Source organism: Segatella baroniae B14, from assembly GCF_022024235.1.
In the GTDB taxonomy this organism is placed as follows: Bacteria; Bacteroidota; Bacteroidia; order Bacteroidales; family Bacteroidaceae; genus Prevotella; species Prevotella bryantii.
The window spans coordinates 1,901,761-1,920,000 of sequence record NZ_CP091799.1 but is presented as its reverse complement, the minus strand read 5'-3'; the positions used below and the strand labels follow the sequence as shown (position 1 = coordinate 1,920,000).

Below are 18,240 nucleotides of genomic sequence, written 5' to 3'. Positions count from 1 at the left end.
CTCAATATTCATGCTGCATATGCATTAAACTTTGCAGGTTTCGAGAAAAACCCTCGTACCATGTATGTTGCTGCAGATATGCCTCTTTATTTTATGAAGAATTTTCATGGGGTTGGTATACAGTTAATCAATGACCAGTTGGGTTTAATGAAGCATCAGATGATTAGTGTGCAATATGCTTATAAGCATCGGCTTTTAGGGGGACAAATAAGCATCGGCTTACAAGCAGGTATGGCCAGTGAGTCTTTTAAGGGAAGCGAACTGGATTTGGATGATACCGAATCGGGTACTGATAATGCACTTCCTACCTCTGATGTAACTGGTAATGGTATGGATTTGTCAGCTGGTGTGTATTATTCCAAGGGTAATTGGTATGCAGGTTTGTCAGTTACGCATATTACAGCTCCTACAATAACTTATTCTTCGTCAGATAATAATATCAATGAACTCAAGATTGACCCAACTTATTATTTAACAGGAGGATACAATATTAAACTAAGAAACCCGTTTTTAACAATAAAACCTTCTGTCTTGGTTCGTACGGATGGTGTAAGTTATCGTGCAGATATAACAGGACGTTTAGTTTATAATCATGATAAGAAATTATTATACGGTGGTTTAGCTTATAGTCCGACTAATTCTGTTACGGTTTTGGTAGGTGGCAATTTTCATGGTGTTATTATAGGGTATAGCTATGAAGTCTATACTTCAGCTATTAGCATTGGTAACGGAAGTCATGAATTATGTATTGGATACCAAACGGATATTAACTTAATGAAGAAAGGTAAAAACCTTCATAAAAGCGTAAGAATACTATAGAAATTAGAATATAATAGAAAGCGAATTATGAAAAAAATATTACTAGCCCTTTGCTCTTCCATTGCTCTGATAACTTTATCAGGGTGTTTGGGTGCTCGCTCTGCGTCTGTATCAGGAAGAGGAGGTGAAGTAGTTGGCGTAGGTGGAAGAAATTTCGTAGAACCTACTCCTTATGGCATGGTTAAAGTTAATCGTGGTCATCTTAGGATGGGCCTAGAGAACAATGATTCTTTGTGGGGAAAGAATACTCCTGTAAAGGATATTTCTGTTGATGGTTTTTGGATGGATGAAACAGAGGTCACAAATTCAGAATATAAACAATTTATTAATTATGTCAAGGATTCTTTGTTAAGAACACGTCTTGCAGATCCTTCATATGGTGGTGATGAAAGTTATATGATTACAGAAGATAAGAATGGTGATCCTATAACTCCTCATTTGAACTGGAAAAAGCCGTTGCCTCGTAAGCCAAATGAAGATGAAAAGCGGGCTTATGAGAGTTTGTATACGGTTAACCCAGTGACAGGTGAAAAATTGTTAGACTGGCGACAGATGAATTATAAGTATGAAATCTATGACTATACAAAAGCGGCTCTTCGTAAAAATCGAATCCGTCCACAGGAACGTAATCTGAATACAGATATTGCGGTGGATGAAAGCGAAGTGGTTATGATTTCTAAAGATACTGCTTATATTGATGATGAAGGTAGAATCGTAAGTGAAACGATTAATAGACCTCTTTCTGGTCCTTGGGATTTCTTGAATACGTATATCGTGAATATCTACCCTGATACAACAGTGTGGGTTAATGATTTTAAAAACTCTGATAATGAAGTATATTTAAGAAGTTATTTCAGTAATCCTGCTTATAATGATTATCCTGTAGTGGGTGTGACATGGGAACAAGCTAATGCTTTTTGTGCATGGAGAACTGATTATTTATTAAAAGGACTGGGTAACGAAGCCCGTTTTGTACAGCGTTATCGCCTTCCAACAGAAGCAGAATGGGAATATGCTGCGAGAGGCAAGAATGGAAGTGAGTTTCCATGGGAAAACCAAGACGTAAAAAATGGTAGTGGATGTTTCTATGCTAATTTTAAACCTGATCGTGGTAATTATACCCAAGATGGTAACTTGATAACAAGTAAGGTTGGAATTTTTTCTCCTAATTCTAATGGGCTTTATGACATGGCAGGTAATGTGGCTGAGTGGACTAATACTGTGTATACAGAGTCTGGTGTCGATGCTATGAATGACTTGAACCCAGAGCTAGAGTATAAGGCTGCAAAAGAAGATCCATATCGTCTCAAGAAAAAAAGTGTTAGAGGTGGTTCATGGAAAGATCCAGAATCGTTTATCAGATCAGCATGGAGAAGTTGGGAATACCAAAATCAGCCACGTTCATATATTGGCTTCCGTTGTGTGAGAAGTCTGGCTACAACATCTAGTACAAAACAAAAATCTAATAAGAGAAAATAATGACAGAGTATAGTAAGTTTAATATTGTCTATCGTCTGCAAAAGTGGATGGATAGTGTACCTGGACAGACATTCTTAAACTATGCCTACAGTTGGGGTGCTTCTATTGTAATTCTTGGTACCCTCTTTAAACTGACTCACCTTCCTGGAGCTAATGTCATGTTATTCTTGGGTATGGGAACCGAAGTCCTCGTGTTCTTTATTTCAGCTTTTGATCGTCCTTTTGATAAAACTCAAGAGGGTATGGATCTTGCTATTCATGCTTTTAAGGCAACAACGGATGATGATGATAAAGCAAGTGTAAATAATAATGATGTTGTTGCTACTACAAGAAGTAATGGAGCATCTCGTGTAGCTGGTACCCAAACGGTGGTTGTTCCTGTTTCATTGAATGATGCTTCTAAGGCTGCAAACGTAACAGCGGTAGAGATAGAAAACGGTTCTCATAATTTAGGTTCTGTTCCTCCAATAAATACGGAGGTAGTAGATGCTCAGAATAATTATATAGAAGAACTCAAGAAACTTGTAGATACTTTAAGTAAAGTTAATGAGCAGAGTACTCGTCTTACACGTGATAGTGAGGAAATGGAAAATCTTAACCGTACACTTACAGGCATAAGTAAGGTTTATGAAATGCAACTTAAAAGTGCAAGTCAGCAGATTGGTACTATTGACCAAATCAATGAACAGAGCCGTAAGATGGCAGAGCAGATAGAGCAACTGAATAAGATCTATGCTCGAATGATTGAGGCGATGACTGTAAATATGCAGGTAGCTCGTCCGGCAGGCGCTTCTCGTATCAAAGATGAAGACTGATCTTATCCTTTTTAAGTTTTAAAACACTATGGCTATAAAGAAAAAAAGAGTTACACCTCGCCAAAAGATGATAAACTTGTTGTATGTCGTCTTGATGGCCATGTTGGCTCTAAATATATCAACAGAAGTCCTAAATGGATTTTCTATTGTCGAAGAAAGCCTGAATAGAACAACAGCTAACTCTTCCTCAGAGAATCTATCGCTATATAAAGATTTTGAAGATCAAATGCAGAAAAATCCGGCGAAGGTGCGGGAGTGGTTTGAAAAAGCTACAACTGTAAAGAATATGAGTGATTCTCTCTATAATTTTGCTCAATCATTGAAGGTTGCAATAGTAAGAGAGGCTGATGGTGAGTCGGGTGATGTTTATCATATTGAAAATAAAGATAATTTGGAGGCCGCCGGTATTATTATGTTGGCACCTGGCTCAGGAAAAGGAAAAAAACTCTATGAAGCGGTAAATCGTTATAGAGAGCAAATTTTAAAGATGATAGCCGATCCTGAACAAAAAAAGATCATTGCTAGTAATTTGTCTACCGCTTTACCAAAGAAAGCAAATACGTTAGGTAAAAACTGGCAAGAATATATGTTTGAGAATATGCCAGTGGCTGCTGCTGTTACGTTGCTATCGAAATTACAAAGTGATGTGAGATATGCAGAGGGTGAGGTGCTTCATACGTTAGTTGCTAATATTGGCTTGAAAGATATCCGTGTTAATAAACTTGATGCGTTTGTAATACCAGAGAAAACAACTCTTTATCCAGGGGAGCGTTTTAATGCTAATATCGTAATGGCAGCTATAGACACAACACAGATACCTGAAATCTATGTGAATGGTTCTCGAGTACGTTCTGCTAAGGGTGATTACTCTTTTACGGCAGGTGGAGTAGGCGAACATCAGTTTAGTGGTTATATTTTGATGCATAATGCTAATGGTGAGACGCTTCGACGGAATTTTTTGCAGAAGTATAGTGTTATACCAGCGCCAAATACAGCAACTGTTGCTGCCGATTTGATGAATGTGCTCTATGCTGGTTTCCAAAATCCAGTAAGTGTTAGTATGCCGGGTATTCCGCAAAATGCGGTTTCACTTACAGCTTCTGGGGCTTCAGTATCATCTCGAGGTAATGGACATTTTATAGTAAAACCAACTGCTGTTGGTAAAGATGTTACATTACATATTTCTGGTCGTGATGGTAAAAATATGCGTAATGCAGGCTCTTTTATTTTTCATGTAAGGAAATTACCTGATCCTACAGCGTATATCAGTTTGGGTACAGATCGCTTTAAAGGTGGTGGCATGGGAAAAGCTGCTTTGATGGGGGCTAGTGGTATCCATGCAGCTATAGATGATGGCTTGCTGGATATCCCGTTCCGTGTGGTTAGTTTTGAAACTGTATTTTTTGATAATATGGGAAATGCTATACCAATGGCATCAGCAGGTGCTAGTTTTACTGATCGGCAGAGAGATACATTTAGAAAATTATCTCGTAACAAGCGTTTCTATATTTCTCATATCACGGCGATTGGTCCAGATGGAATTACTCGTAAATTGCCTACAGCAATGGAAATTATTGTAAAATAATGAATAGATTTAAAATGAAAATGAAGAAACTCTTATTCATATTTCTGATGGGATGTACATCGATGACTGTCTGGGCACAGCCTACAGCTCGTCGTCAGGCTCAGCAGAAAACTCAGACGAATGCAAACAATATTACGACTCGTGCTCGTTTGGATTTCCCAACAGCTGCTCCAATGGAAGAAAATGTGGTTTGGCGTAGAGATATCTATCGTGAAGTAGACTTGATGCTCGATCCCAATGCTGGTCTTTACTATCCAACAGAGTCAATAGGTAATCAGATGAATCTGTTTACTTATATCTTTAAGTTATTTATGACGGGTAATATTAATGTTTATGAGTATCGTTTGGATGGTAATGAGTCTTTTGTTGATGCAGCAAAGGTGAATCCGAAGGCTTTTCTAGATAATTATCATATTTATTATGAGCGAACGGATAGAGGTATTCATATCGATGATAGTGATATTCCATCTAAGGAGGTTAAGGGATATTATGTGAAGGAAAGTGCTTATTTTGATCAGGTATCTGCTACTTTTCATACTAAGGTGTTAGCTTTGTGTCCTATTATGCAGCGTGAGGATGATTTTGGAGATGGCTCTCAGAAGTATCCTTTGTTTTGGGTGAGATATGATGATCTAGCTCCTTTTCTCGCTAAGCAGCAGATTATGACAAGTAATCTGAATAATGCTGCCACTATGAGCATTGATGATTTTTTTACAAGGAATCAGTATCGGGGTAAGATTTATAAGACCACTAATATGTTGGGCAAGACTCTGGCTCAGTGTTGCAATACAGACTCAGCTTTGACAAAAGAGCAAAAGCGTATCGAAGCAGAGCTTGTGGCTTTTGAAAAGAATATTTGGGGAGATCAAGCTAAGAAAGATTCTCTAGATAGCATTGCTAAGTCACGTGTAGATGTGAAAAAGAATAAGGTGGCAAAGTCTAAAAATAGAAGAGATAAAGTTAATTCTTCATCAAAGCGTTCTCGCGGAGAATCTTCTACTGGAAGTAGTGCTCGTGTAACAGTCCGTAGACAGCGTCATTAGTGTAAGTTTTTATTTAAAGATAAGGTATAATGAAAAAATTATTTTCTGCATTGTTGGTTGTCATGTGTTTGATGGCAACTTCAGTAAATGCTCAGACTAAGTTTGGTATAAAGGCTGGTATCGATGCTACGAGTATGAGCTTGAATAGTGAAGAAGTTTTTAAAGCTTCTAATAGAGCAGGCTTCTTTGTAGGTCCAATGGTTAAGTTCACGCTTCCTATTATAGGTTTAGGTGTTGATGCTGCAGCTTTGTATGATAACCGAACTTCAAAAGTAGCGAACGAATCAGCGGCATCTTCTGAGTCTATCAAGCAACAGTCTATATTGATTCCTGTAAATGTGCGTTATGGAGTAGGCCTAGGTGATGCAGCTAATATATTCCTCTTTGCTGGTCCTCAGTGGGCTATTAATGTTGGCGATTCTGAATTTAAATGGAATAGCACAGATAGCTATTCTTTGAAGAAGTCAACATTCAGTATTAATGTTGGTATTGGAGCAACTTTGTTGAGTCATATTCAATTGACAGCTAACTATAATATTGCTTGTGGCAAATCTGCTAATTTGGATGTATGGGATGCTGTATCTAATGCAACCAAGAGTTATAATAGTCGTAATAATACTTGGCAGATTGGTGCTGCTTATTTATTCTAGGAATTATAAGCATCCTCATATAAAATGCAGACAACCTCTTCGTTGTCTGCATTTTTTTGTTTACCTTTGTTCATTATGAAGTATGTTGATGTTATTTTACCACTTCCTCTAGAGGGGCTTTTTACCTATGGTATTCCAGAAGAAATGATGGATAGGATAGCCGTAGGTCAGCGTGTTTTGGTGCCATTGGGGAAAAGTAAAAAGTATATTGCTATAGCTTCTCGTTTGCATCATGATGATCCATCATTTAAGGTACGTCCAATACTTGATATTTTAGATGATCAGCCAATATTGTATCCAGAACAGTTAGATCTTTGGCAATGGATATCTTCATATTATATGTCACCGATAGGCGATGTTTATACCGCAGCGATTCCTGGTGGCTTGAAAAGCCTGGATAAGTATAAACCTAAAATGGAAACTTATGTGGGACTGGCTGAAAACTATCAACATGAAGAAACGCTACATATAGCTTTGCATACATTATCTCGTGCTTTTAAGCAACAAAAAGCCTTTATCGAATTTTTAGCCTTGAGTCATTGGGATTCTTTAGAAGGTGATCAGCCGCGTGAACCGATTAAAGAGATTACGCGTGAAGAATTGATGAATGCTTGTCCTTGTACTTCTACTGTTGTTAAAGCTTTATGTGATAGAGGAATTCTGCGTATTTATGAAAAGGAAGTTGGTCGACTAAATACTTCTTATTCATCTGCTTTATTACCATTAAAGCAATTGAGCGATGCTCAGCAAACAGCCTATCATCAGGTACTTCAGCAATTTGAACAGAAAGATGTCGTACTTTTACATGGCGTAACGTCAAGTGGTAAGACGGAATTGTATATTCATCTCATCCAAAAAGCTATTAATGAACACAAGCAAGTGTTATATCTTCTTCCTGAAATCGCATTAACCGTGCAGATTATGGAACGTTTGAAAAAGATTTTTGGCAATAAATTGGGTATTTATCATTCTAAATACAGTGATGATGAGCGAGTGGAAATATGGAAAAAGCAGATATCTGAACATCCATATGACGTTATATTGGGTGCACGAAGTGCAGTCTTTCTGCCATTTCAGCGTCTAGGTTTGGTTATTGTTGACGAGGAGCATGAAAGTTCTTTTAAGCAACAAGACCCTGCTCCTCGCTACCATGCTCGCAGTGTGGCAGTAGTGCTGGCAAAGCGGTGTGGAGCTAAAACTTTATTGGGAACAGCTACTCCTTCCATGGAGAGTTACTATAATGCTGTTCATGGTAAATATGGTTTTGTGGAGCTTAAAACACGTTTTCAAGGTATACAATTGCCTGAAATACAGGTGGTAGATATTAAAGATTTGCGTCACCGCAAGATGATGAATGGTCCTTTTTCTCCTCAACTGTTAGCGGCTGTAAGAGCCGCATTGCAGTCAGGACAGCAGGCTATTCTCTTTCAAAATCGAAGAGGATTTGCTCCGATGATAGAATGTAAGGTATGTGGATGGGTTCCTAAATGCTTGAACTGTGATGTGTCTTTAACATTGCACAAGAATCTGAATTTGTTGACATGTCATTACTGTGGTTCTACTTATCCTGTACCATCTGAATGTCCAAACTGTGGAAGTACAGAGATAAAAGGTAGAGGATATGGTACAGAGAAAATAGAAGACTATATCCGTGAAATATTTCCGGAAGCTAAGGTAGCCCGTATGGATCTTGATACTACGCGTACTCGAAATGCATATGAACGCTTAATAGGTGATTTTTCTGCTGGAAGAACCAATCTGCTTATAGGTACCCAAATGATTAGTAAAGGACTGGACTTTGATCGGGTCAGTGTGGTCGGTATATTAGATGCAGATAGTATGCTTAATTATCCTGATTTTCGTGCTTATGAACATGCTTTTATGATGATGTCTCAAGTTAGTGGTAGAGCAGGAAGAAAAGGAAAACAAGGATTGGTGATTTTACAAACCAGAAATACAGATCTGCCGATTATACAGCAAGTTGTGCATCATGACTATACTTCCTTTTTTAAAGGTCTTTTATCTGAGCGACAAATGTTTCATTATCCACCATTTTATCATTTAATTTATGTGTATATGAAACATAAGAAAGATAATGTTGTAGAAATGGCTGGACAGGAGATGGGATATACGCTCAAACAGTGGTTTGGTGAGCGTGTGTTAGGTCCAGATAAACCTTCTATATCTAGAATTAAGGATATGAATATCCGTAAAATCGTATTAAAACTCGAGAATGGTATTCATCTTAATAAAGTACGCGAGTACCTTCGGTTTGCTCAAGAGCACATGTTGAAGGACTCGCGTTACGGAGCTTTGCAGATCTTTTATGATGTAGATCCGCTATAAAAATCTTATCGTTGCAGTTTCGGGTATGGATTAGAATTTGAAGTCGACACCAACACCGAATACATGGTTGGTACGGGTGTAATCAGAATTATATGATAATTTAGTTGTACCCAAAGTCGATTCTTCACTAGTCTTCTCATGACCATATAGTGTTGTGAAGTAAGCCAGATTCAAATCTAATTTATTTGTAAGATGAAGGCAAACACCTGCACCAATGGAATTAGAACTGGTAACAAACGATTTGTCTTCCATATATTCTCGTGTGAGGCCGTAGTTTGTATTTTGCCAACCTGCACTTACTGTAACAAGTTTACTAGCATCATATTCGACACCTGCATTTAACTCAATTGTTCCACGAGAAAGTTTCTCGTTTTTATTGTTATATGCAGTAGCTTGCTTATCCCAAAAATAATGGTAACCAACATTGATGCGCAATGGATCTATAGGGCTATAGCCTACACCCAAGGTTAATAATGCCGGGATATCGCATGCTATGCTCTTGCCATCTGCATATTCACCGATAGCTTCATCCAGCTTTTGGTCAAACTGAGTCTTTAAACTTACCATGGCATCTGTTACGTTCTTACTATTTAATATTGCTGCACTTGTATTTTCATCGAAACCATTTGCAGAGAACGCTGAGGCTAGGTTTGCCGGTAAATTACCAATACTTGGAGTTCTGTTAACCGACTCATTTTTAAGTCGCATGCGAGTTTTAAACTCATATTTAGCACTAAAATTCCAATGACGGAGTTTGTAGTCAATAGCAATAATTGGTGTAAATCCCCAACCATTTTGATCACAATTCAATTCAATATCTGCTGAATTCGATTTGCTCGGATCTAATACTTGATATAGTGGCATATTACCAACTTTTATATCCTTTACGTATCCATAGTAGTTGCAGGATGCATAAACAGTACGAAGACCTCCATATACACTCCAATTAGAATTCAGCTTATAAGCTGCACCAACAGAAAGTCCAAAATAATATTGGCGACCACGCATATAACTGTTGAAACTGTATGTGCCTTTTGTGCCAAACATTGCGTCGTTCGTAAAAATTTGCATTCCTGTTGTTTGCAGTGCTTGGTTAATAGTGCCGTCAATAGCATTAGCTAGTCCAACTGCCCCCATGGCAGTTTCAGAAACTATCTTTTCAAAACTTCCTAAGCCATCATCGAATTTACATTTACCACCACCACCGGCTACTGCAAAGTTAGCTTGTAATGAAAGATTGTTTTTGTTATATGCAAACTGGAATGAAGGGAGTACAGGAGCAAATGCTTTTCCCTTAAATTGACGTTGTGCTGTAGGGTTATTGGTATTATTATTAAATAATGCGTACTCATTCTCTATGGTTCTGGTCTGTGCTACGGTCTGCCAGTTGATAGAAAAATATGTACCATCATCCATAAATGCTACACCGGCTGGATTATAATACACACCATCAATGCCTATAGAAGCCTCACGGCTCATCATACGATTAAATGCTATATGCTGATTGGTGTTAGTAAGTAATCCACCAGCAAAAGCAGGAGAACATGCTGCTATACTGATAGCAGTAAATGCCAATTTCATTTTATTCATCTTAAAATATCTATAACAAATTGGTCGCAAAGTTACTTATGTTGTTCGATTTTACCTAATTTGCTAATCCTATTTAAAGTATGTTAACAATAAACGAAAAGAATCTTGCACAAACTATAACAATTGTGCAAGATTCTTTTGTGAATTTATGTGATAATCTTATGCTCTTGTATTCTGAGCTTTTTTGAGTTCTGGATATTGGATTCTTGTGTGATAAATGGCCTTGAGACGGTCTATCAGTACGTTTTTGGCAAGATAAATATCGCGGAAAGTAATCGGACATTCTTTAAAGAAACCATCTGCTAATTGACCATCAATTAATTTATTTACAAGATTGCTAATGCTTTCTTCTGTGTATTCTGATAAAGAGCGTGAAGCAGCTTCTACAGTATCTGCAATCATTAATATAGCCTGTTCTCGAGTGAAAGGATTAGGACCTGGGTATTGGAATATAGTTTGGTCTATTTCTTCATCAGGATGCTCGTTTTTATATTTGATATAGAAATATTTGGTAAGTCCTGTTCCATGATGCGTAGTGATAAAACTCTTAATAATACTTGGTAAACCGTATTTCTCTGCAAGTTTTAAGCCATCTGTTACATGGCTGATGATGATACGTGCACTTTCTTGATAAGGAATGTTGTCATGTGGATTTACACCAGCTTGGTTTTCTGTGAAGAAAACAGGATTATTCATTTTACCGATATCATGATATAATGCTCCTGTTCTGACGAGCAAGCTGTTGGCTCCGATACGGTTTGCAATCTCTGCAGCTAAGTTACCCACGGTAATGCTATGCTGGAATGTTCCAGGTGCAATCTCACTCAAATCGCGAAGAACACCTTTATTGGTATTTGATAATTCAAACAAGGTGACATTTGAGATAAATCCGAATGTCTTTTCTATTAAGAACATAAGCGGATATGCAAGTAGCAGGAATATACCATTTATGGCAAAATACTTATACATATTTCTATCAAGTTCGCTCAAACTATTGGTTTGTATAAGTTGTAAGGCCAAGTAAATAGCTGAACTAGCCAGTGTTACATATATAGCAGTCTTAAATACTTGTGCTCTTCTGGAAAGATCCCGGAGTGAATAGATAGCAATAAGGCCAGATACTAATTGAACAGCAACAAATTCATACTGATATTTTACTGCCACTGCACTTATGAGAATCATAATGGCATGAGCTACAAATGCTGTTCTTGAGTCCATAAAGACACGTATAAAGATGGCACCCATAGCGAAAGGAATGATATATACGTTAAAGATGCTATGCTTCATAATGAGAGATACGAATATAGGGAAGATTGTTATCATCGCATAGATCATGGCTATGTTTCTGTTTTTTTCAAAGTAATCCTTCCTGAACAAAACTATGTAGATAGAGAATAATAAAACAAGTATGAAGACATACAGTGTTTGCCCCATGTATGTTGTGGTAATCTCTATTTGTGTTGACTCTCTTCGCTTCATCTCCTTCTCGAAAGAATTGAGGACGCGGTAAGTATATTCGTCGATAATTTCTCCTTGGTCTATAATCTTTTGGCCACTTAATACCATTCCGCTTGCTAGTGGTATACTACTTAACATATCGTTTCTTTCCGATTCTGTCCTGTTCTTTTCATAGATTAAGTTTGGCTCAATGTAGTCATTCAAATTACATCTCTGCAAAATCAGCTTCTGTTTCCCAAGAATAGAGTCTTTGAATAGTTTTTCATATGCACCCATAGTAGAGTAGAAGCAGTTCAGTTGTACACTTTGTGCTTTTTTCCCATTGACCACTCGTATCATGCTTGTGGTATCCTTATAAATAGTATTATATTCCGGTGTATACATGATACCCGCCGTATACAATTGATGTAAGCGATTGATAATCGTAGCTTTGTATTCTGGAGATAGGCCCGGGATTCCTTCCTTGAAATCTGAATTAAATTTTTCTATTTCTTTTTTTTCTACTGAAACGTCATATCTATAATATGGCTGAAATAGTTTGAGCATAGAATCACGTTCCTGACGAATGGTCTCATCGGTCTTATAAATAGGAAAGTCAAATTTGGCTATGAATGAGCCATACATCCATGGTTTATTGATATCGTAGTGAAAACGTTGTCCTTCTTCACGTGGCAAAAACCACACGATAATAAAAACCGTACCAAAGACAAGACCGATACGTGTGAAAAAATTACGCCAATAGTGTTCTTCTTTTCTTTTGAATGCGCTCATTTGCAGTGTTTTTATTTTTTGATATTGCGAAAATACGAAAAAATTGGGCTATAATGCAAAAAAATATGTAAATTTGCACAAAAATTATATCTTAAGCTATATTTTTTAGGATGGCAGAAAGAAAAGTTAGAGTGCGTTTCGCACCTAGCCCTACAGGGGCTTTGCATATTGGTGGTGTTCGTACCGCCTTGTATAATTATCTCTTTGCGCGCCAGCATGGTGGTGAACTGGTATTCAGAATTGAGGATACTGATTCGCATCGTTTTGTACCGGGTGCAGAGGAGTATATCATTGAATCTTTTAAATGGCTCGGCATAAAGTTTGACGAAGGTGTTAGTTTCGGAGGAAACTATGGTCCTTATCGCCAAAGTGAGCGTCGTGATATTTATAAAAAGTATGTAAAGCAATTATTAGATAATGGTAAGGCATACTATGCGTTTGATACTCCAGAAGAACTTAATGCTAAGCGTGAAGCTGTAAGCAATTTCCAATATGATGCACATACTCGTATGGAAATGCGTAACTCTCTTGCTTTGCCAAAGGAGGAAGTAGAGAAACTCTTGGCCGATGGTGCACAATACACAGTTCGCTTTAAAATTGAACCAGGAGAAGAGGTTCATGTTAACGATATGATTCGTGGTGATGTGTGTATCAAGAGTGATATCTTGGATGATAAAGTGCTTTATAAGAGTGCAGATGAACTTCCAACTTATCATCTAGCTAATATTGTTGATGACCATTTGATGGAAATCACTCATGTGATACGTGGTGAAGAATGGCTGCCTAGTGCACCTCTTCATGTCTTGCTATATAAGGCTTTTGGTTGGGAAGACACTATGCCTCGTTTTGCTCACCTTCCACTGTTGTTAAAACCTGAGGGTAAGGGAAAATTGAGTAAGAGAGATGGTGATCGTCTTGGTTTCCCTGTGTTCCCGTTGGAGTGGCATGATCCAAAGACAGAGGAAGTATCTTCTGGTTATCGTGAAAGTGGATATTTCCCAGAGGCTGTTGTTAATTTCTTAGCTCTGTTGGGCTGGAACCCTGGTACAGAGCAGGAATTATTCTCTCTTGACGAGCTTGTTCAAGCATTCGATATATCAAAATGCTCAAAGAGTGGTGCTAAATATGACTACAAAAAGGGTATTTGGTTTAATCATGAATATATTCTTCGTAAGAGTGATGAGGAAATTGCACAGTTATTTGCTCCTATCGTAGCTAATAATGGTGTTGATGCTTCTATGGAACAGGTTACAGCTGTTGTTCACATGATGAAAGATCGAGTTGATTTTGTTAAGGAACTTTGGCCATTGTGTTCTTTCTTCTTTATTGCTCCAACTGAGTATGACGAGAAGACTGTAAAGAAACGTTGGAAGGAATACTCTGCACAGCAGATGACCGAACTTGCTGAAGTTATCGAAGGAATCGATGATTTCTCTGTTGAAGGTCAGGAAACTGTTGTCATGAAGTGGGTTGAAGAAAAAGGATATAAGCTAGGTGATGTTATGAATGCTTTCCGTTTAACTTTGGTAGGTATTGGTAAAGGACCTGGTATGTTCGATATTACAGCCTTCCTTGGAAAAGAAGAAACACTTAAGCGTCTTCGTAGAGCAATAGAAGTGTTGCACTAATTGAATATTCATTGAAAAATAGAAAGTCGTGTATATTCTTTTTACCTATTTGTTAGAGCTGGGCGTTGCAATAGCAAGTCTGTTCAGTAAAAAAGTAAGAAAGATGTGGCGTGGTGAGCGTCACTCTTTTGAGATTCTACGGGAGAAGGTAGATCCCAATGCACGATACATTTGGTTTCATGCTGCATCTTTGGGCGAATTTGAACAAGGTCGTCCTTTGATGGAGCGTGTACGCCAAAATTATCCTGAGTATAAGATATTACTTACTTTCTATTCGCCTTCAGGATATGAGGTGAGAAAAGATTATAAAGGGGCGGATATCATTTGCTATATGCCTATAGATACACCGACCAATGCAATTCGTTTTTTGCGTCTGGTTCGTCCTGTTATGGCTTTTTTCATCAAGTATGAGTTTTGGTATAATTTCTTGCATATACTTCATCATCGAAATATTCCTACTTACAGTATATGTAGCATTTTTCGTCCTGATCAGATTTTCTTTAAGTGGTATGGGCGTCAATATGGAAGAGTCTTGAAGTGTTTTACACATTTCTTTGTGCAAAATGAAGAAAGTAAGCGGTTGTTGGCTGGTATAGGACTGAATAATGTCGATATTGTAGGTGATACAAGATTTGATCGTGTCTTACAGATAAAAGAAGCTGCAAAGCAATTGCCTATTGTTGAGGCTTTTGTTCATTCCGGTGATCCGATGCGGTCTAAGGTCTTTATAGCTGGTTCTTCTTGGCAACCTGATGAGGATATTTTTATTCCTTTCTTTAATAACCATAAGGATTGGAAAATGATTATTGCTCCTCATGTGATTAGTGAGAATCATTTGGCGCAGATTGAAAGTAAATTGCAGGGAAAATCTGTACGATATACTCAAACTTCTAAAGAACAGGCTGCTGAGGCTGATTGTCTAATCATCGACTGTTTTGGTCTTTTGAGCAGTATTTATAGATATGGAGATGTTTCATATGTAGGAGGTGGCTTTGGTGTTGGTATCCATAATACATTAGAGGCAGGTGTATGGGATATTCCGGTTATATTTGGTCCTAATAATAAAAAGTTCCAAGAGGCTCAGGGACTATTAAGGGACAAGGGGGGATTTGAAATTACTAATGCTAGTGATTTTAATCAAATTATGACTGGATTTATTCAAGATCAGAAGGCTATTTTACGTGCAGGTAGCCAAGCTGGTAATTATGTAAAGAAGTTGACTGGTGCAACGGATATTATTATGAATAGTATTCAGTTGTAGTGTACAGCGTTGATATAAAAAACACCGAATTTCTAAATGAAATTCGGTGTTTTTTATTTGATAATTCGGTAATAATTTTCTTTTCTTGGTTTTACTGTATTTGGATGGCTGGAAGCATAGCCTAAAGCTAAGGCTCCGATGCCAACAAGTCCGTCGGGAAGGTTCCATGTCTTCATAAGTTCTTTGCCTTCATCTGTAGCAAACATACTATCTTCTCGATTTATCCAGCAAGATGCTAACCCTATAGAATGAGCAGCCAACATCATATTGCCAAGAACTAAACTTCCATCACGGAAATTGTTAACATTATCTAGAGGTGCGAAAACAAGAACAATGGTAGGAGCATCGTAATATGGGTTTGAAGTTACTCCCATAACGGTGGCATTCATTCTGATGAGTTGCTCCTTTTGTTGTTCATTCTGAACAGCCACGATCCATGGTGCTTGTGTTCCATGTCCTGTTGCAGCCCATGTTCCGGCTTCTAAAACAGTTTGAAGTTCTTCGTCTGTTACTTGTTCTGGTTTAAACCTACGAATACTTCTTCTCTCTTTAATAGCTTTTAATACTTCGTTGTTCATATTTTCGTGTTTAGTATATTTCTGATTGCAAATATAGTAAAATAAAAGAAAAAATACTATTTTAATGCTGATACAATTCTTTTTAATCCTTCTTTTAATGTTTGTCTAGGGCAGGCCAAATTCAATCTTAAATATCCTTCACCAGAAGTTTCTCCATAAAGAGTACCGTTGTTAAGCATTACTTTACCTTGTAATAGTTTGTTGTAAGCTTCTTCAGAAGAAAGGTTGGTAGCTGTAATATCTATCCAAGCTAAATATGTGCCTTCTAACTTTAGTACTTCAATATTTGGAAGTTTTTGCTTAAAGAAGTCAACCAAATATTTATAGTTGTCTGCAATATACAAAATTAGTTGGTCAAGCCAGTCTGCACTGTTATTGTAAGCAGCCTCTAGCGCTAGAACACCAAACGGGTTGACATCACAGACTTCGTAAATATTGATATATCTATCAATTTTTCTTCTTCGCTCAGAATCTTTACATATGATATTGGCGATTTGTAGTCCTGCTATGTTGAAAGCCTTGGTAGGTGAGTTTAATATGATACTGTTTTCTGCACATGCTTCGGATACAGAAGCAAAAGGGATAAAGGTATATCCTGGCATAATGAGTTCACCATGAATTTCATCGCTGATAACTTTAACACCATGGCGTAAACAGATTGTATTTAATTTTTCTAATTCATCTTTACTCCATACTCTTCCTGCAGGGTTGTGAGGATTGCATAATAGAAATACGGTTGTTTTCTCGTCAGAACATTTTTTTTCAAAGTCGTCAAAATCAATAATATATGTATTTCCTTCACGTATGAGTTTGTTCTCAAGTACTTCACAGCCTTGGTTTTTAATGCTTGAATAAAAGCAGTTATAGACAGGGGTCTGTACTAGTACTTTCTCTCCAGGTGTCGTCAGGGCTTTTATACTACAGCTAATGGCAGGTATAACCCCTGATGTATAAATAATCCAATCTTTTTGTATATTCCAATTGTGTCGTGTTCTGAACCAATTGGTGATAGATTGATAGTACGAATCTGGTACTAGTGTATATCCAAAGATGCCATGGCTTACACGTTTTTGCAGTGCTTCAATGATGGCTGGTGCAGTTGCAAAATCCATATCAGCAACCCACATAGGGATAACATTATCCTCAGATATGATATCCCATTTATATGAGTTGGTTCCTCTTCTATTAATAATTTTATCAAAGTTGTATTTCATGAACTTTATCTTTCAGTGATTTCACAGTTGTTAGGAGCCTTAACATATTCATTAATTGTTACAGAGCCGATTTCGTCTGCGACAATTTTTCCAGAAATAGGATTTTTGATATTTGTAATTCTTCCTTTTATTGATGCGTTGATATTACTACATTCTTCGAAAGCTCGGTCACACTCCTGATCAAAGGTGCAGTCTTCAAGTATCACATTGTCCATATAACAGAGTGGCTGTTCGCCTGAGATATGGCAACGTACCAGTTTTACGTTAGTAGAATGCCATGCAAGGTATTCTCCGTTCAGTTCAGAATTGTAAATGGTAACATTGTTGCATTCCCAAAAACTATCTTTCGTAGTTATCTTAGCATGGTGTATTTCTACATTTTCGCAATATTGAAATACATATTTTGCATCACTGATTAAACCATCTACAAAAATATTCTTTGAGAACATAAATGGATATGTGCCCTCATGAAGTTCTACATCTTTAATTTTCAGGCCATCAATTTTCCAAAATGTTTCATCAGCATCATTGATTTTGACATTTTCCAGGGTCAGATTATTCATTTCTCTGAAAAATTTTGGACCATCTATGATACAATCTTTCATGGTCATATCATTGCTGTACCAAATAGCAGAGCGTGAGCCTGGTGCAAAATAACAATTGGTGATAAGACTTTTATTAACATGCCACCATGGATATTTTCCATAGAATTTAGAATTGTTGCATTCTAGGTTTTGACAGCATTTTATGCCAGATTCTCCATCAGTGATAGTTATATTTTCAAGTCTCAAATTTTGTGATCCAAATAGAGGTCTTTCACCTCCAAAGCTTTTATTCTTTATAATTTCCATCTTTTTTTTATACCTATTGTTTCTTATTTTTATTTATGTTGCAAATATACATACTGTATCGCAAACGTTAGGTATATTAATTACGGAAATGATAACCATTTTTGCAGTTTTATTTTTAGACTTTACAAAAAAAGCCTGAAAACAGAGTTTCA

14 protein-coding genes (1 of these 14 only partly in view) are annotated in these 18,240 nt (G+C 37.2%); 9 read left to right on the top strand and 5 right to left on the bottom strand.

What is annotated here, in order from left to right; genetic code table 11:
* The 7 genes from L6469_RS08195 to priA all read left to right on the top strand — a co-directional run.
* On the top strand, nucleotides 1–819 hold the 3' portion of the coding sequence (locus tag L6469_RS08195; protein WP_039869683.1) for a type IX secretion system membrane protein PorP/SprF. 147 nt of this gene lie to the left of the window's left edge; the window shows 819 of its 966 coding nt (coding positions 148–966); its start codon lies beyond the left edge, outside the window; the stop codon is at nucleotides 817–819.
* A gap of 27 nt (nucleotides 820–846) precedes the next feature.
* Nucleotides 847–2,298, top strand: a complete 1,452-nt coding sequence (locus tag L6469_RS08190) for an SUMF1/EgtB/PvdO family nonheme iron enzyme (RefSeq protein ID WP_006281543.1) — start codon at nucleotides 847–849, stop codon at nucleotides 2,296–2,298.
* Nucleotides 2,298–3,113, top strand: coding sequence for a gliding motility protein GldL (gene gldL / locus L6469_RS08185; protein ID WP_006281542.1), 816 nt, complete (start codon nucleotides 2,298–2,300; stop codon nucleotides 3,111–3,113). Before L6469_RS08190 ends, gldL begins: the two co-directional genes overlap by 1 nt.
* A 28-nt stretch (nucleotides 3,114–3,141) precedes the next feature.
* On the top strand, nucleotides 3,142–4,698 hold the full coding sequence (gene gldM / locus L6469_RS08180) for a gliding motility protein GldM (protein WP_006281541.1): 1,557 nt from the start codon (nucleotides 3,142–3,144) through the stop codon (nucleotides 4,696–4,698).
* A gap of 20 nt (nucleotides 4,699–4,718) precedes the next feature.
* Nucleotides 4,719–5,741 (top strand): gliding motility protein GldN, encoded by a 1,023-nt coding sequence (gene gldN, locus L6469_RS08175; RefSeq protein WP_039869713.1) that lies wholly within the window; start codon nucleotides 4,719–4,721, stop codon nucleotides 5,739–5,741.
* 29 nt (nucleotides 5,742–5,770) lie between these two features.
* Complete coding sequence (locus L6469_RS08170) at nucleotides 5,771–6,391, top strand: porin family protein (protein WP_006281539.1); 621 nt, start codon at nucleotides 5,771–5,773, stop codon at nucleotides 6,389–6,391.
* A 75-nt stretch (nucleotides 6,392–6,466) separates the two neighbouring features.
* Nucleotides 6,467–8,737, top strand: coding sequence for a primosomal protein N' (priA, locus tag L6469_RS08165; protein WP_039869676.1), 2,271 nt, complete (start codon nucleotides 6,467–6,469; stop codon nucleotides 8,735–8,737).
* 30 nt (nucleotides 8,738–8,767) lie between these two features.
* Here priA and L6469_RS08160 read toward each other — a convergent pair whose 3' ends face one another.
* Both L6469_RS08160 and L6469_RS08155 read right to left on the bottom strand, forming a co-directional pair.
* Nucleotides 8,768–10,327 carry an OmpP1/FadL family transporter gene (locus tag L6469_RS08160; RefSeq protein ID WP_006281537.1) on the bottom strand — a complete coding sequence of 520 codons (1,560 nt, stop codon included), beginning with the start codon at nucleotides 10,325–10,327 and terminating at the stop codon, nucleotides 8,768–8,770.
* Nucleotides 10,328–10,486: 159 nt separating this feature from the next.
* A complete protein-coding gene (locus L6469_RS08155) occupies nucleotides 10,487–12,556 on the bottom strand; it encodes an HD family phosphohydrolase (protein ID WP_237851067.1) in 2,070 nt (689 codons plus the stop codon).
* A gap of 110 nt (nucleotides 12,557–12,666) precedes the next feature.
* Here L6469_RS08155 and gltX point away from each other — a divergent pair, with 110 nt between their 5' ends.
* Together gltX and L6469_RS08145 are read left to right on the top strand one after the other, a co-directional pair.
* On the top strand, nucleotides 12,667–14,184 hold the full coding sequence (gene gltX, locus L6469_RS08150; RefSeq protein ID WP_006281535.1) for a glutamate--tRNA ligase: 1,518 nt from the start codon (nucleotides 12,667–12,669) through the stop codon (nucleotides 14,182–14,184).
* 28 nt (nucleotides 14,185–14,212) lie between these two features.
* The gene (locus L6469_RS08145) at nucleotides 14,213–15,445 is read left to right on the top strand and encodes a 3-deoxy-D-manno-octulosonic acid transferase (protein ID WP_006281534.1); all 1,233 of its coding nucleotides are present in this window, start codon (nucleotides 14,213–14,215) and stop codon (nucleotides 15,443–15,445) included.
* A gap of 53 nt (nucleotides 15,446–15,498) precedes the next feature.
* On the opposite strand, the gene L6469_RS08140 is transcribed toward L6469_RS08145, so the two are convergent.
* Genes L6469_RS08140 through L6469_RS08130 form a run of 3 tightly spaced genes read right to left on the bottom strand, consistent with a single transcriptional unit; the run spans nucleotide 15,499 to nucleotide 18,088 of the window.
* Entirely contained in the window at nucleotides 15,499–16,023 is a 525-nt protein-coding gene (locus L6469_RS08140; protein WP_006281533.1) for a nitroreductase family protein, read from the bottom strand.
* Between the two features lie 56 nt (nucleotides 16,024–16,079).
* A complete protein-coding gene (locus L6469_RS08135; RefSeq protein WP_006281532.1) occupies nucleotides 16,080–17,237 on the bottom strand; it encodes a MalY/PatB family protein in 1,158 nt (385 codons plus the stop codon).
* A gap of 5 nt (nucleotides 17,238–17,242) precedes the next feature.
* On the bottom strand, nucleotides 17,243–18,088 hold the full coding sequence (locus tag L6469_RS08130) for a DUF3737 family protein (protein WP_006281531.1): 846 nt from the start codon (nucleotides 18,086–18,088) through the stop codon (nucleotides 17,243–17,245).
* Nucleotides 18,089–18,240: the final 152 nt, after the last annotated feature.

Bases quoted from the DNA above. Each gene is read 5' to 3' on its own strand.
- L6469_RS08190 (WP_006281543.1), top strand. From the start codon at position 847: ATGAAAAAAATATTACTAGCCCTTTGCTCTTCCATTGCTCTGATAACT.
- L6469_RS08155 (WP_237851067.1), bottom strand. From the start codon at position 12,556: ATGAGCGCATTCAAAAGAAAAGAAGAACACTATTGGCGTAATTTTTTC.
- gldN (WP_039869713.1), top strand. From the start codon at position 4,719: ATGAAGAAACTCTTATTCATATTTCTGATGGGATGTACATCGATGACT.
- L6469_RS08140 (WP_006281533.1), bottom strand. From the start codon at position 16,023: ATGAACAACGAAGTATTAAAAGCTATTAAAGAGAGAAGAAGTATTCGT.
- gldL (WP_006281542.1), top strand. From the start codon at position 2,298: ATGACAGAGTATAGTAAGTTTAATATTGTCTATCGTCTGCAAAAGTGG.
- L6469_RS08170 (WP_006281539.1), top strand. From the start codon at position 5,771: ATGAAAAAATTATTTTCTGCATTGTTGGTTGTCATGTGTTTGATGGCA.
- L6469_RS08130 (WP_006281531.1), bottom strand. From the start codon at position 18,088: ATGGAAATTATAAAGAATAAAAGCTTTGGAGGTGAAAGACCTCTATTT.
- priA (WP_039869676.1), top strand. From the start codon at position 6,467: ATGAAGTATGTTGATGTTATTTTACCACTTCCTCTAGAGGGGCTTTTT.
- L6469_RS08135 (WP_006281532.1), bottom strand. From the start codon at position 17,237: ATGAAATACAACTTTGATAAAATTATTAATAGAAGAGGAACCAACTCA.
- gldM (WP_006281541.1), top strand. From the start codon at position 3,142: ATGGCTATAAAGAAAAAAAGAGTTACACCTCGCCAAAAGATGATAAAC.
- L6469_RS08160 (WP_006281537.1), bottom strand. From the start codon at position 10,327: ATGAATAAAATGAAATTGGCATTTACTGCTATCAGTATAGCAGCATGT.
- gltX (WP_006281535.1), top strand. From the start codon at position 12,667: ATGGCAGAAAGAAAAGTTAGAGTGCGTTTCGCACCTAGCCCTACAGGG.